The 12,629-nt window shown below is 64.0% G+C and carries 12 protein-coding genes; 5 read left to right on the top strand and 7 right to left on the bottom strand.

From position 1 onward, the window contains the following. The 6 genes from FNJ47_RS11845 to FNJ47_RS11820 all read right to left on the bottom strand — a co-directional run. Positions 1-769, bottom strand: a 769-nt coding sequence (locus FNJ47_RS11845) for an HpcH/HpaI aldolase family protein (protein ID WP_163153250.1), incomplete at its 3' end; no start/stop codon positions are given. A gap of 62 nt (positions 770-831) precedes the next feature. After that, complete coding sequence (locus FNJ47_RS11840) at positions 832-1,917, bottom strand: malate/lactate/ureidoglycolate dehydrogenase (protein WP_163153249.1); 1,086 nt, start codon at positions 1,915-1,917, stop codon at positions 832-834. A gap of 72 nt (positions 1,918-1,989) precedes the next feature. Continuing rightward, positions 1,990-2,718 carry an ABC transporter ATP-binding protein gene (locus tag FNJ47_RS11835; protein WP_163153248.1) on the bottom strand — a complete coding sequence of 243 codons (729 nt, stop codon included), beginning with the start codon at positions 2,716-2,718 and terminating at the stop codon, positions 1,990-1,992. Then, positions 2,718-4,490, bottom strand: a complete 1,773-nt coding sequence (locus FNJ47_RS11830; protein WP_163153247.1) for a branched-chain amino acid ABC transporter ATP-binding protein/permease — start codon at positions 4,488-4,490, stop codon at positions 2,718-2,720. Before FNJ47_RS11830 ends, FNJ47_RS11835 begins: the two co-directional genes overlap by 1 nt. Continuing rightward, on the bottom strand, positions 4,487-5,359 hold the full coding sequence (locus tag FNJ47_RS11825; RefSeq protein WP_163153246.1) for a branched-chain amino acid ABC transporter permease: 873 nt from the start codon (positions 5,357-5,359) through the stop codon (positions 4,487-4,489). Before FNJ47_RS11825 ends, FNJ47_RS11830 begins: the two co-directional genes overlap by 4 nt. 282 nt (positions 5,360-5,641) lie before the next feature. Continuing rightward, complete coding sequence (locus FNJ47_RS11820) at positions 5,642-6,787, bottom strand: ABC transporter substrate-binding protein (protein WP_163153245.1); 1,146 nt, start codon at positions 6,785-6,787, stop codon at positions 5,642-5,644. A 289-nt stretch (positions 6,788-7,076) separates the two neighbouring features. Here FNJ47_RS11820 and FNJ47_RS11815 point away from each other — a divergent pair, with 289 nt between their 5' ends. Continuing rightward, positions 7,077-8,072 carry a GntR family transcriptional regulator gene (locus tag FNJ47_RS11815; RefSeq protein WP_163153244.1) on the top strand — a complete coding sequence of 332 codons (996 nt, stop codon included), beginning with the start codon at positions 7,077-7,079 and terminating at the stop codon, positions 8,070-8,072. A gap of 25 nt (positions 8,073-8,097) precedes the next feature. On the opposite strand, the gene hpaR is transcribed toward FNJ47_RS11815, so the two are convergent. Further along, entirely contained in the window at positions 8,098-8,625 is a 528-nt protein-coding gene (gene hpaR, locus FNJ47_RS11810) for a homoprotocatechuate degradation operon regulator HpaR (protein ID WP_163153243.1), read from the bottom strand. A 110-nt stretch (positions 8,626-8,735) separates the two neighbouring features. Between hpaR and hpaH the strand changes: the two genes are divergently transcribed. The 4 genes from hpaH to hpaD all read left to right on the top strand — a co-directional run bounded on the left by hpaH (position 8,736) and on the right by hpaD (position 12,551). Beyond that, positions 8,736-9,542, top strand: coding sequence for a 2-oxo-hept-4-ene-1,7-dioate hydratase (gene hpaH, locus FNJ47_RS11805; protein WP_163153242.1), 807 nt, complete (start codon positions 8,736-8,738; stop codon positions 9,540-9,542). A gap of 21 nt (positions 9,543-9,563) precedes the next feature. Continuing rightward, positions 9,564-9,962 carry a 5-carboxymethyl-2-hydroxymuconate Delta-isomerase gene (locus FNJ47_RS11800; RefSeq protein WP_163153241.1) on the top strand — a complete coding sequence of 133 codons (399 nt, stop codon included), beginning with the start codon at positions 9,564-9,566 and terminating at the stop codon, positions 9,960-9,962. Beyond that, the gene (hpaE, locus tag FNJ47_RS11795) at positions 9,955-11,499 is read left to right on the top strand and encodes a 5-carboxymethyl-2-hydroxymuconate semialdehyde dehydrogenase (protein ID WP_163153240.1); all 1,545 of its coding nucleotides are present in this window, start codon (positions 9,955-9,957) and stop codon (positions 11,497-11,499) included. The genes FNJ47_RS11800 and hpaE overlap by 8 nt, the downstream gene beginning before the upstream one ends. 68 nt (positions 11,500-11,567) lie before the next feature. Further along, entirely contained in the window at positions 11,568-12,551 is a 984-nt protein-coding gene (gene hpaD, locus FNJ47_RS11790; protein WP_163153239.1) for a 3,4-dihydroxyphenylacetate 2,3-dioxygenase, read from the top strand. The last annotated feature ends 78 nt before the right edge of the window (positions 12,552-12,629 follow it).

Here is a 12,629-nt window from a genome sequence, read left to right as displayed (position 1 = left end):
TGCCGCCGGACTTCTCGCGGGTCTGGTTGACCTGCATCCTGGCATAGACCTGCATCAGGCCGACCTCGTTCGACAGCGTCACGAGCTTGAAGCCCATGTTGATCGCACGCACCGCGCCTTCGGCGCCGGAGCAGTGGATGCCGGGGTTGAGGCCGCGCTTGCCGCACTCCTTGATGATCTTCTCGTAGATCTTGAGAATCTCCGGCTCGTCGCGATCGAGCTTCGGCACCAGGCCGTAGGAGAAGCCGAGATCGGACGGGCCGATATAGACGCCGTCGATACCTTCGACATCGAGGATGGCTTCCATGTTCTCGACCGCGGTCTTGGTCTCCATCATCGGCAGCAACACGATCTCGTCGTTGGCGGTCTGCTGGTAGGTGCCCGCCGAACCGTACATGCCGGCGCGGATCGGACCGTTGGAGCGCACGCCCTTCGGCGGATATTTTGCGTAGGAGACGAGGTTCTTGGCTTCCTGCGGCGTGTTGACCATCGGGCAGATCACGCCATATGCGCCGCCATCCAGCACCTTGCCGATGATGCCGGGCTCGTTCCAGGGCACGCGGACCATCGGCGTAACCGGATGAGCATGCATCGACTGGAAGCATTGCACCATCGACTGATAGTCCTGCACGCCATGCTGCATGTCGACGGTGACGCTGTCGAAGCCGCACTGCGCGATCACTTCGGCCGAAAACCCGGAGGGGATCGCGAGCCACGCGTTCACCACCGCCTTGCCCGACGCCCAGACCTGCTTGACCTTGTTTGCCATTGATTGCGTTTCCTTTTGTGGTTCTCGGAGGTTTTCTTGAAGGTTTTCTTGGAGAGCGGACCTCAGCTGGTCGCCCGCTGGATCGAGACTTCACTGACGCCGACTTCGCGCGCAGTATTCACTATCGCCGCCCAGGTGTCGTCAGGCAAGGGGATGCCGTTCTTGGTGCGATCGGCGCGGGTCTTGCGCTCGGGATCGCCCGGAACCAGCACGGAATCCGTGCCCGCGATCGGCTTCGTGGCGCGGATGAAATCGGTGTAGCGGGTGATTTCGTCGTCGAAGAAATTGCTGGTGTCGATCACCTTGGGATCGATGTAGAACGCCATCATGCCGTTGGCGAAGCGGCGGTCCGACGAGGTCGCGCCGGTGCCGGTCAGCGCACCGCCGAGCAGTTCGCAGATGAAGGCGAGACCGGAGCCCTTGTGATCGCCGAAAGCGCGGATCGCACCGGTTCCCTTGGTGTGGTCGCGCGGCCCGTCCGGCGTGTACGGGCCATACAGCACCTGCGGGTCCTCGCTCAACGTGCCGTCGGCATCGACGAGCGCGCCGGTCGGCAGCTTCTTGCCGCCGCGGCTCGCCACCAGGCACTTGCCCTCGGCGACGACGGATGTCGCGAAATCCAGCACGATCGGGTCCTGACCCTGGCGCGGAATGCCGACGCAATACGGCGCGGTGGACAGGCGCTTCTCGACGCCGCCATAGGGCGCGACCAGCAGCGAGCCAGCCGCGGTCACGAAATGAATTGAAACGAGGCCTTCGGCGGCGGCCATTTCGGCCCAGTCGCCGACGCGGCCGAGATGACCGGAGTTACGCAGCGCAACCGCAGCAAGCCCCGCCTTCTTGCACTTCTCGATGCCGAGCCTGACAGCAACCGGCGTAACCGTCTGGCCGTAACCGAACTTGCCGTCGACCACCGCGAGCGACGGCGTGTCGACCACTACCTCGGGGGTCTGGTTCGGTACGATCGAGCCCATCTTCTTCCACCTGACATAGACCGGCACGCGGATCACGCCATGGCTGTCATGCCCGGTGAGGTTCGCCGTCGTCAGGTAGGTCGCGATGCGCTTCGCCTCTTCCGGAGAGGACTCCGAATGGGAAAACACCTCGGACACGAAGTTGATGAGATTATCGACCTTGATGGTGACCATGAAAAACCAGCTCGTTCAGTTATTGGAGCGCGATCTGATCGGAAAACCGGTACCCACTTTTCCGGATCATGCTCAGGCGTGAGTTTTGGCGTGGCCGCCGAGATAGGCCGCGGCGATGGCTTCATTGCCCCACAATTCGTCGGGCTTGCCGCCGAGCACGATCCGCCCGGTTTCCAGGACAAGACCGTGATCGGCGACCGAGAGTCCCATGCGCGCATTTTGCTCGACGAGCAAGACCGTGGTGTCCTTCCTGATCTGCGAAATGATGCGGAACACCGCCTGCACGATCACAGGCGCAAGCCCGAGCGAAGGCTCGTCGAGCAGCAGCAACCGCGGCTTGGCCATCAGGCCGCGCGCGACCGCAACCATCTGCAACTGGCCGCCGGACAGCGTCCAGCCGAGCGCATTGGAGAAGGCGCGAATGTCCGGAAACAGGTCGAACATCGCGTCGGCCTCGCGCGAGATCTGCGCGGCCCCGACCTTCCGGTTCGACGCGCCGAGCATGATGTTCTCTTTCACGGTGAGGCCCGGAAACACGCGGCGGCCTTCCGGCACATGCGAGATGCCGAGCCGCACGATCGCTTCCGGCCCGAGGCCTGCGATCGAGTGACCGTCGAACAGGATGTCGCCGGAAGCGGGCTTGGCGAGGCCGGAGATTGCGCGCAGCGTGGTCGACTTGCCGGCGCCATTGGCACCCAGCAGCGTCACCACCTGCCCTTGCTCCACGGCGATGGTGACGCCGCGCAGCGCCTCGATCTCGCCGTAGCGGACCGCCAGATTGCGGATTTCGAGCAGCGGCATCATTCGCTCCCGAGATAGGCGGAGACGACATCGGGATGGCGCAGCACCGCCATGGACTCGCCGTCCGCGATGCGGCGTCCGAAGTTGAGCACGGTGATGTGCTGGGCGGCTTCCGAGACCAGCGTCATGTCGTGATCGATAATGAAGATGGTGAGGCCCTGGGCTGCGATGCGCTTGAGTAGCTCATGCAGCTCCAGCTTCTCGGTCGAGTTGAGGCCCGCGGCCGGTTCGTCGAGCAGCAGCAGTGTCGGGTTCGACGCCAGCGCCCGCGCGATCTCGATCAGACGCTGATGGCCGTAGGAGAAGCTCGAGATCAGCTCATTGGCGCGGTTGCCGAGGCCGACGAAGGTCAGCGCCTCCATTGCCCGTTCCGTCAGCGCGTCGTCGCCCTTCCCGATCATGGTGTTGCCGGGCCGCTCGGCGCCGATTTCGACATTTTCCAGCGCGGTCATCGAGCGGAACAGGCGGATGTTCTGGAAGGTACGTCCAAGTCCCGCAGCGGTGCGCTGATGCGGCGCCATGCTGGTGATGTCGGTGCCGTCAAGCACGATCTTGCCTGATGTGGCCTTGTAGAGACCCGACAGCACGTTCAGCGTCGTGGTCTTGCCGGAGCCGTTGGGTCCAATCAGCGCATGCACACTGCCGCGCTTCACCGCGATGTCGACGCCGTCGACTGCCTTGAGGCCGCCGAAATGCTTCGACAGCCCGGTGACTTCGAGCACGATGTCGCCGCCCGTGGTCGCCGGTTTGAGCTGGAGCGCTCCAGCTACAGGCGGCGCTTTGGTGTGCGCGCGCCAGCGCGTGAAGGCGTCCGACACGAAGCCCCAGATACCGTCAGGCATGAAGCGGATGATCAGGATCACCGACAGGCCGTAGATCGCGAGGTAGAGACCCGGCACGCTCTTGAGGAAGCGCAGCCATTCCGGGATCAGGATCAGCAGGCCGGTGCCGATCACCGAGCCGATCGGCGAGGCCACGCCGCCGAGCAGCGACATGGTCAGAAACTGGATCGATTCCGCAAACGAGAACTGGTCCGGACTGACATAAGCGAAGCCGCCTGCGAACAGGCCACCCGCGAGGCCGCCGAGCACCGCACACACCGCAAAGGCGGAGACCTTGGTGCGGAACACGTCGATGCCGTTGACGCCGGCCGCGAGCTCATTGTCGCGCACCGCACGCATGGCACGGCCAAGCTTGGTGTCAGGCAGATGCCAGACCAGATAGCCGACGATGGCGAGCATCGCGACGCAGAAAGCCAGATAGCTTTGCGAGGACTGGAACAGCTCGGGCCGGCGAATGTTGGCGACGCCGTCCGGTCCGTGGGTCACGCCGACCGCGTTGATCATCACCAGCGTCACGATCTGCTGGAACGAGATCGTGACCATCGCAAGGTAATGGCCGCCTAGCCGCAGCGTCGACATGCCGAGGAATGCACCGGCAACCAGCGTGATCGCGCAGGCGCCGACCAGGCAGAGCCAGAAGTTCAGATGCAGGTCGGCAGTGCCGAGGCCGACGGCATAGGCGCCGAAGCCGAAGAACGCGGCCTGCGCCAGGTTGATCTGGCCGCACAGGCCGAGCACGACCGAGAGCCCGAACACCGCGATCGAGAAGGTCGTGGCCTGCAGCAGGATGTTGAGGATGTAACCGTCGAACTGCATCGAGGCGGCGAGCGCCACCAGCACCGCAGCGCCGATGAAATACGGCAGATGACGGATGATCAGCGGCTTCGAGCGCACGGCCGGCGCCGGAATCATATTGTCGCTGGCGCTCATGCTTTCTCCGCGACGCGTTCGCCGAAGATGCCCTGCGGCCGGAACACCAGGAAAGCGATCAGCACCAGGAAGGCAAAGCCGTCCTTGTACGGCACCGAAATATAGGCGGCGCCGAACGTTTCGATGACGCCGAGCGCGAGGCCCCCGACGATGGCGCCGGCGACATCGCCGAAGCCGCCGATGATGGTCGCGGCAAACGCCTTCAGCGCAATCGTGGAGCCCATCTGGATCGAGACGAACAGCACCGGTGCCACCAGGATGCCGGCGAGACCGCCGAGCACGGCCGAATAGATGAAGGTGATCATGATCATGGTGGAGACGGAAATGCCGAGCAGCGAGGCCATTTCCTTGTCCTGCGAGGTCGCCTGCAGCTTCTTGCCGAGCAGCGTCTTCTCGAAGAACCAGAAATTGAACAGCACCAAAAGGATCGTGACGCCGATGATCAGAAGATACTGGCTGTCGAGATAGACCGGACCGAGCTGGATGCCGGGCGTATCGAACCAGCCCTGCAGCACCTGCGGCTGCGGACCGTAGATCGCGAGCACCGAGTTCGACAGCAGGATCGAGGCGCCGATGGTGGCGATGATGACGGGAAGATAGGTGCGGTGGCGCAGCGGATAATAGACGCCGAGATTGAAGATCACGCCGAGCAGCGCCATGCCGGAGAGCGCGATCACGAAGGACAGCCAGTAAGGCAGGCCGAGCTCGACGCAGACCACCATCAGATAGGCGGCGACCATGGAGAACTCGCCTTGCGCGAAGTTCACCACATTGGTGGCGCGGAAGATCAGCACGAAACCGAGCGCCACCAGCGCGTAGACCGCGCCGATGCCGATGCCGGTGAACAGCAGTTGCAGAACCAGATCCATGACAGCGCTCGATTGAAAGGCGAAGCGAACATCCCGGCACCAGCCGGATTGGAGTGATTGTCGTTCGGGAGGGGGTAGGGCTCTCTCCCCCCTTGCGGGGGAGAGTTGGAGAGAGGGGTAAGCCACGAATTCCGCCCGTGCGGCTTACCCCTCTCCCTAACCCTCCCCCGCACACAAGTCGGGCTCGCCCGACTTGTGCGGATTCATGGTGCGCAACCGGGGTTAACCCCGGTTGCGTGGGGGAGGGAACCCATCCATTCGGGCCTCCCTGACCCGCTCGGATCAATCGTTGAAGTCGATGTGCTTGTCGTAGACGATCTTGCCCTTGTCGTTCTTCACGACATTGTAGCCGTGCAGACCGTCGCCATTCTTGTCGAAATTGTACTCGCCTTCGGCACCCGCAAACTTCTGCGTCGCCAGGATGGCCTCGCGGATCTTGGTCGGGTCGGTCGAGCCGGCCTTGTTGATCGCCGCCGACAGGATGGTGATCGCATCGTAGGGCCAGGCGCTCTGGTTGTCGGGCGCGGTCTTGTAGGCATCGCGATAGGCCTTGCCGAACGACTTCGCGACATCGCTCGAATCTTCGGCGAAGTCGGCGACACCGTAGGTGCCGAACAGCGCGGGACCGGCGAGCTTGGTCGACGACACCGCCACCACCGAGGGCGAGCCGACCCACGGAATGTTGACGCCAAGCTGGCGCAGCTGCCGGGCAAAGATGCCGAGGTCGTTCTCGAAAGTGAAGTAGGTGCCGAGCACATCGGCGCCGGACTGCTTCACGGCCAGCACCACCGGGGTGAAGTCCTGGCTCTGGTTGGCGTAGCCCTGGTCGAGCACCGGCGGCGCACCGAGCTTGGTCAGCGCTTCGGTGAGTGCCTTGCCGCCCGCGGTGCCGAACGCATCGGTGGAATGCACGATCGCCCATTTCTTCTTGCCGAGCGTGTTGACGCCATAATCGGCGATCACGCGGCCGGAATAATTGTCATTCGGGCGGAAGCGGAACAGCCACGGATTGCCGGAATGGGTGAGATCGGGATTGGTGCCGCCGATCATGACCGGCTTGCCGACCTTGATCACGTCGGGCGCCATCGCCTGCACCTGGGTCGAGCGGATCGAGCCGAGGAAGGCGACGATGTCGGATTGCGCGGCGAGCTTGGAGAACGCCAGCACGATGCCCGGATTGGTGGTCTGATCGTCCTCGATCACGAGCTCGACCTGCTTGCCGAGCACGCCGCCGGCCTTATTGACCGCGGCCAGCGCCAGCTTGGCGCCGTTCTGGGCCCAAAGCCCCTGCTCCGCTGCCGGTCCGGTCACCGGCACGCACATGCCGATCTTGATGGTCGCGCCCTGCGCCCATGCGCTGCGCATCAGCGCGGGAGCAGCGAGACCTGCCGCCAAGCCGGCGGAAAACTCACGCCTCGTCAGTTTCATTCCATCCTCCCTGTCATGCGCCGAACTTTCATGTCGGCTGCGTTGAGACGAGCTGACGCGTCGATCTGTTGCCCACTCCGCAGCCGTCAATCGGCGCGACGAACAAACGTGAGCGCCACTGCAGCGCACAAGACGCGCAACGGCGGCCATCAATCTGGCGTTTGGCGTAGCTAAACATGATTGCACATTGCACGCAATAGTCAAAAGTTCGCTGGCAACGGTGCGTAAATGCCTGCTACCAGCGACCGTGGCGGGATCACATGATAGCGTGACCAACGGGCAGCCATTGATGTCGATTCCAAGAACGAAATCGCAGACCAGACGGAAACAGCCGGCCTACGCGCTGATCAAGAGCGCATTGGCAAAGCACATCCGGGCCGGCGACGTTCCGCCGGGCACGGTTCTCTCCGAATCGGCGATCGCGACCTTGTTCGGCTCCAGCCGCTCGCCGGTGCGACAGGCCTTCGAACAACTCGAGCATATCGGCCTGGTGCGCCGCTTCGACGGCCGCGGCGTCATCGCCGGCAAACGCAAGGTCGAGCCACGCCGCGTACCGATCACGCCGGAGATGTTCGGGCTGACCGACGGCCCGGTCGAGGCGGTGCGCAGCGACGCCTGGGACGCTCTCTATTACAAGCTCGAACGCGAGATCATTTACCGCTCGCTGTTCGGGCGCTTTCGGGTCAGCGAGCTGGCGCTGGCGCGGCACTTCCGGGTTGGACGCACGGTTGCGCGCAATTTGCTGCTACGCGCGCAAGCGATCGGAATCCTGGAGAAAGGCGCCAAGGCGCACTGGTATGTGGTGCCACTGGACGAGGATCGCCTCCGCGACATCTTCGAGGTGCGCGCAACGCTCGAGCCGCTGCTGCTGAAATCCGCTGCGGCGAAGATTCCTGCCGAACTGCTGGACAGCATGGCGGAGCGGCTGCGCGAGGGAATCCAATTTCGCAGCCGCGTCGGCGTCGGCGAGCTCGATGAGATCGAGGGTGACCTCCATATCCGCTGCCTGGGTTACGGCATCAATCGCGAGATGCTCGAAGCGCTCAAGCGCACCCACTGCGCCTTCGTGATCGGCAAGCACATTCAGGTGGCCCTCACCGCGCCGCAGATCGATTCCTTCATGGACGAACATCTGGTGATCATCGAAGCCTTGCGAGCGCGCGACGGCGATGCGGCCGCCGCGATCTTGCGCCGCCATATCGAGTGGTCGCATTCGAAGGTCGCCGGCTGGATCGCCGAATTCCGCGCCATCAACGTGATTTCGCGCGTGCCCTACATGGCCTGAACGGCATTGCCGCGCGTCAACGCGGCTAGTCTTCGGCCTCGACTTCGGCTTCACCGGCCGAGCCCATTCCGGCAAGAGTGGCTTCCAGCGCGCCCAGCATCTCCTGCAGCTCGGCAAGCTTGCGCGCGCCGTAGCGCTTGGTGATGGCGGCGTAGATCACCTCCGACGTCGGCGCCACCGCCTCGATCAGCTTCAACCCCTTGGCGGAGATCGAAACCACCGCACGCCGTGCATCGTTCTCTGCCGCCCTCCGCTCGATCAACGCGCGGGCCTCGAGATCGCGCAGGATTCGCGACAGGCTCGGACCAAGCAGGAACGCCACGCGGGCGAGCTCGGTGACCTCGATCTCGTCGCCCGCGGTGAGCGCACGCAGGATCCGCCACTGCTGCTCGGTCAGCCCGTGATTGCGCAACGACGGGCGGAATTGCCGCATCACCGCCTCGCGCGCGCGGAGCAGCGACATCGGCAGCGAGCGCGAGAACTCGCGCATCGGGGTCCGTCGCGCCGACGCGTCGTCCTCCGGCCGTATCTCGTCCAATTTCTTGCGCGCCATGACCTAATCCACCGCCGCAAACTTTTGCACCGCAACATGCCTTGATTCAGTTTGCGGGAATTCACTTAACATGTTAATCATCTCCCGACATCCACTTTTGTGTAGCACGCATGGCCCTCTCCAAGGACGATATCCGCGCTGCCGCCGAGCGGCTCGACAGTGCGGAAAAGACCCGCAAGCAAATCCGCCAGCTCTCGCTGGAATACCCCCGCATTACCCTCGAAGACGCCTACGCGATTCAGAAGGCCTGGGTCGAGATGAAGGTGGCGCAGGGGCGCGTCGTCAAGGGCCACAAGATCGGCCTGACCTCGAAGGCGATGCAGAGTGCGCTCAATATCGACGAGCCCGATTCCGGCGTTCTGCTCGACGACATGTTCTTTACCGATGGCGGCCTGGTGCCGACCGATCGTTTCATCGCAACCCGCGTCGAGGCCGAGCTCGCCTTCGTGATGAAGCATCGTCTCGCCGGACCGAATTGCACGCTGTTCGATGTGCTCAACGCCACCGACTTCGTGGTCCCGGCGCTGGAAATCCTCGATACGCGTGTGGAACGCGTCGATCCCGAGACCAAGGCGACGCGCAAGATCTTCGACACCATCGCCGACAACGCCGCCAATGCCGGCATCGTGCTCGGCGGCCGGCCGATCCGCCCGCTGGAGCCCGATCTGCGCTGGATCGGCGCGCTGTGCTTTAGAAATGGCCAACTCGAGGAAACCGGTCTCGCCGCCGGCGTGTTGAATCATCCGGCGACCGCAGTGGCGTGGCTTGCCAACAAGATCGCGCCGAACGGGCGGGCGCTGGAGGCCGGACAAATCGTGCTGGCAGGCTCCTTCATCCGTCCGATCGAGACCCGCAAGGGCGACACCATCCAGGCCGATTACGGACCTTACGGTTCCGTGAGCTGCTACTTCGCCTGACGCACTCAGCAGGAGCGCTGCATGCCGCATTTCACGCTTGAATATTCAGCCAATCTCGACGGTCTCGTCGATATGGGCGCGACCGTTGAGGTGGTCCGCAAGGCCGCGGTCGAGACCGGCATCTTCCCGCTCGGCGGCATCCGGGTCCGCGCCGTCAGGTGCGAGCACTACGCGATCGCCGACGGCCGCAAGAACTACGCCTTCCTCGACATGGTGCTGCGGCTCGGCGAAGGCCGCGACCTCGCCGCCCGCAAGAAGGCCGGCGAGCACATCTTCAAGGCGCTGTCGGCCCATCTCGATCCGGTATTCGCCAACAGCAAGTTCGCTTTGTCGTTCGACATGCAGATCAACGACAAGGAAACCAGCTGGAAACGCAACAACATCCACGACGCACTGAAGGTGGAGACGGTCAATGGATAAAGCGATAGCGAAATCATCAGCCGACGTGTTCCAGGCCAATCGCGATCGCGCCGGCCCCCTGCTCGCCAAGCTGAAAGCAGAAGGCATCGGCAACGTGATTGACGGCAAGGTCGTGCCGGCGGCCTCCGGCCAGACCTTCGAGACGAAATCGCCGATCGACGGTACGGTGCTTTCGACCGTGGCGCGCGGCAATGCCGAGGATATCGACCGCGCGGCAACCGCGGCGGCCAAGGCCTTCAAGGGCTGGCGTGACATGCCGGCTGCCCAGCGCCGCAAGGTGCTGCGTCGCGTTGCCGATGCAATCGAGGAGCGCGCCGACGATATCGCCGTGCTCGAATGCATCGACACCGGCCAGGCGCACCGCTTCATGGCCAAGGCCGCGATCCGCGCCGCGGAGAATTTCCGCTTCTTCGCCGACAAATGCGGCGAAGCCCGCGACGGCCTCAACACGCCCTCGGACGAGCATTGGAACATCTCGACCCGGGTGCCGATCGGCCCGGTCGGCGTGATCACGCCGTGGAACACACCGTTCATGCTCTCGACCTGGAAGATCGCGCCGGCGCTCGCGGCCGGCTGCACGGTGGTGCACAAGCCGGCGGAATGGTCGCCGGCGACCGCCGATATGCTGGTCAAGCTCGCCAAGCAGGCCGGGCTTCCGGACGGCGTGCTGAACACCGTGCACGGTTTCGGCGAAGAGGCCGGCAAGGCGCTGACCGAACACCCCGCCATCAAGGCGATCGGCTTCGTCGGCGAGAGCTCCACAGGATCTGCGATCATGGCGCAGGGCGCGCCGACCCTGAAGCGCGTGCATTTCGAGCTCGGCGGCAAGAACCCGGTGATCGTGTTCGACGACGCCGATCTCGACCGCGCGCTCGATGCCGTCGTGTTCATGATCTACTCGCTCAATGGCGAGCGCTGCACGTCATCGAGCCGGCTGCTGGTTCAAGCGAGCGTTGCCGACAGGTTCATCGAGAAGCTGACCGCGCGCGTGAAGGCGCTGAAGGTCGGCCACCCGCTCGATCCCGCAACCGAGATCGGGCCGCTCATCCACGAGCGGCATCTGGCCAAGGTGTGCAGCTATTTCGACGTCGCCAAGAAGGACGGCGCCACGATCGCGGTCGGCGGCACGGCGCATGACGGCCCGGGCGGCGGCCATTATGTGCAGCCGACGCTGGTCACCGGCGCCAACGCAAACATGCGCGTCGCGCAGGAAGAGGTGTTCGGCCCGTTCCTGACCGTGATCCCGTTCAAGGACGAGACTGACGCCATCGAGATCGCGAACGGCGTGCAATACGGTCTGACCGGCTATGTCTGGACCGGCGACATGGGCCGCGCGCTTCGCGTCGCAGATGCGCTGGAAGCCGGCATGATCTGGCTCAACTCGGAAAACGTCCGCCACCTGCCGACCCCGTTCGGCGGCATGAAGTCGTCAGGCATCGGCCGCGACGGCGGCGACTACTCGTTCGACTTCTACATGGAAACCAAGCACGTCTCGCTCGCTCGCGGGACGCACAAGATCCAGAAACTGGGAATTTAGCCAGGACTGTCATTGCGGGGCGACGCTTAGCGGCGAGCCCGGAATGACGAAAGATAGAGGAAACACCAATGCCCGTTCCGACGCACGTTTTCGACCCGCCGTTCAACATCATCCGCTGCAGCCACGCCGTGCTCGACGTCACGGATCTCGACAAGAGCGCCGCCTTCTACGAGAAGACGGTCGGCCTCCACATCGAGGACCGCGACGACAAATCGGTGTATCTGCGCGCCAGCGAGGAGCACCAGCATCACTCGGTGGTGCTGCGCAAGGCGGCGAAGGCCGCCTGCAACCGGCTCGGCTTCAAGGTCGGCAATGACGGCGACCTCGACAAGGCGGCCGCCTTCTGCTCAGAGAACGGCATCGCCTACGCCTTCGTCGACCAGCCGTTCCAGGGCCGCACGCTGCAATTCACCGATCCGTTCGGTTTCCAGATCGAACTCTACGCCACGATGGAGAAGCGCCCGCATCTGCTGCGCCGCTACGATCTCTACAAGGGTTGTCATCCGCAGCGGCTGGATCATTTCAACGTGTTCGCCGCCGAAGTGCAGGACACCGTCGACTTCTACGCCCGGCTCGGCTTCCGCCTCACCGAATATGCCGAGGAGGACGGCGACAACGGCCGTATCGCCGCGGCCTGGATGCACCGCAAGGGCAATGTCCACGACTTCGCGATCACCAACGGTAAAGGCCCGCGCCTGCACCACATCGCCTATTGGGTGCCGACCGCAATGAACATCGTGCATCTCTGCGACGTGATGGCCTCGTCCGGTTTCCTGAAGAACATCGAGCGCGGCCCGGGCCGGCACGGCATCTCCAACGCCTTCTTCCTCTACATCCGCGATCCCGACGGCCACCGCATCGAGCTCTACACCAGCGACTATTTCACCGGGGATCACGATCATGAGCCGCTGCGCTGGTCGCTGCGCGATCCGCGCCGCCAGACGCTGTGGGGCGCGCCGGCACCACGCTCCTGGTTCGAGGAAGGGTCGACCTTCGCAGGCCAAGCGGTGCGCGAGCCACGCTTCGTCGCCGACGTGCTGGTTGCGGACTAGTGTACGCCTCTCCCCACCTGTCGTCCCTGCGAAAGCAGGGACCCATAACCCCAGGACCGCGTTGCGGCCAAGATCGTC

The sequence above is a fragment of the Bradyrhizobium uaiense genome (genome assembly GCF_010811875.1).
Lineage (GTDB): Bacteria > Pseudomonadota > Alphaproteobacteria > Rhizobiales > Xanthobacteraceae > Bradyrhizobium > Bradyrhizobium uaiense.
This window is presented reverse-complemented; position numbering and strand designations above follow the sequence as displayed.

Excerpts from the sequence above, each read along its gene's own strand:
- FNJ47_RS11820 (WP_163153245.1), bottom strand. The coding sequence starts at position 6,787 with ATGAAACTGACGAGGCGTGAGTTTTCCGCCGGCTTGGCGGCAGGTCTC.
- FNJ47_RS11840 (WP_163153249.1), bottom strand. The coding sequence starts at position 1,917 with ATGGTCACCATCAAGGTCGATAATCTCATCAACTTCGTGTCCGAGGTG.
- hpaH (WP_163153242.1), top strand. The coding sequence starts at position 8,736 with ATGGCCCTCTCCAAGGACGATATCCGCGCTGCCGCCGAGCGGCTCGAC.
- hpaE (WP_163153240.1), top strand. The coding sequence starts at position 9,955 with ATGGATAAAGCGATAGCGAAATCATCAGCCGACGTGTTCCAGGCCAAT.
- hpaR (WP_163153243.1), bottom strand. The coding sequence starts at position 8,625 with ATGGCGCGCAAGAAATTGGACGAGATACGGCCGGAGGACGACGCGTCG.
- FNJ47_RS11815 (WP_163153244.1), top strand. The coding sequence starts at position 7,077 with ATGTCGATTCCAAGAACGAAATCGCAGACCAGACGGAAACAGCCGGCC.
- hpaD (WP_163153239.1), top strand. The coding sequence starts at position 11,568 with ATGCCCGTTCCGACGCACGTTTTCGACCCGCCGTTCAACATCATCCGC.
- FNJ47_RS11835 (WP_163153248.1), bottom strand. The coding sequence starts at position 2,718 with ATGCCGCTGCTCGAAATCCGCAATCTGGCGGTCCGCTACGGCGAGATC.
- FNJ47_RS11800 (WP_163153241.1), top strand. The coding sequence starts at position 9,564 with ATGCCGCATTTCACGCTTGAATATTCAGCCAATCTCGACGGTCTCGTC.
- FNJ47_RS11825 (WP_163153246.1), bottom strand. The coding sequence starts at position 5,359 with ATGGATCTGGTTCTGCAACTGCTGTTCACCGGCATCGGCATCGGCGCG.
- FNJ47_RS11830 (WP_163153247.1), bottom strand. The coding sequence starts at position 4,490 with ATGAGCGCCAGCGACAATATGATTCCGGCGCCGGCCGTGCGCTCGAAG.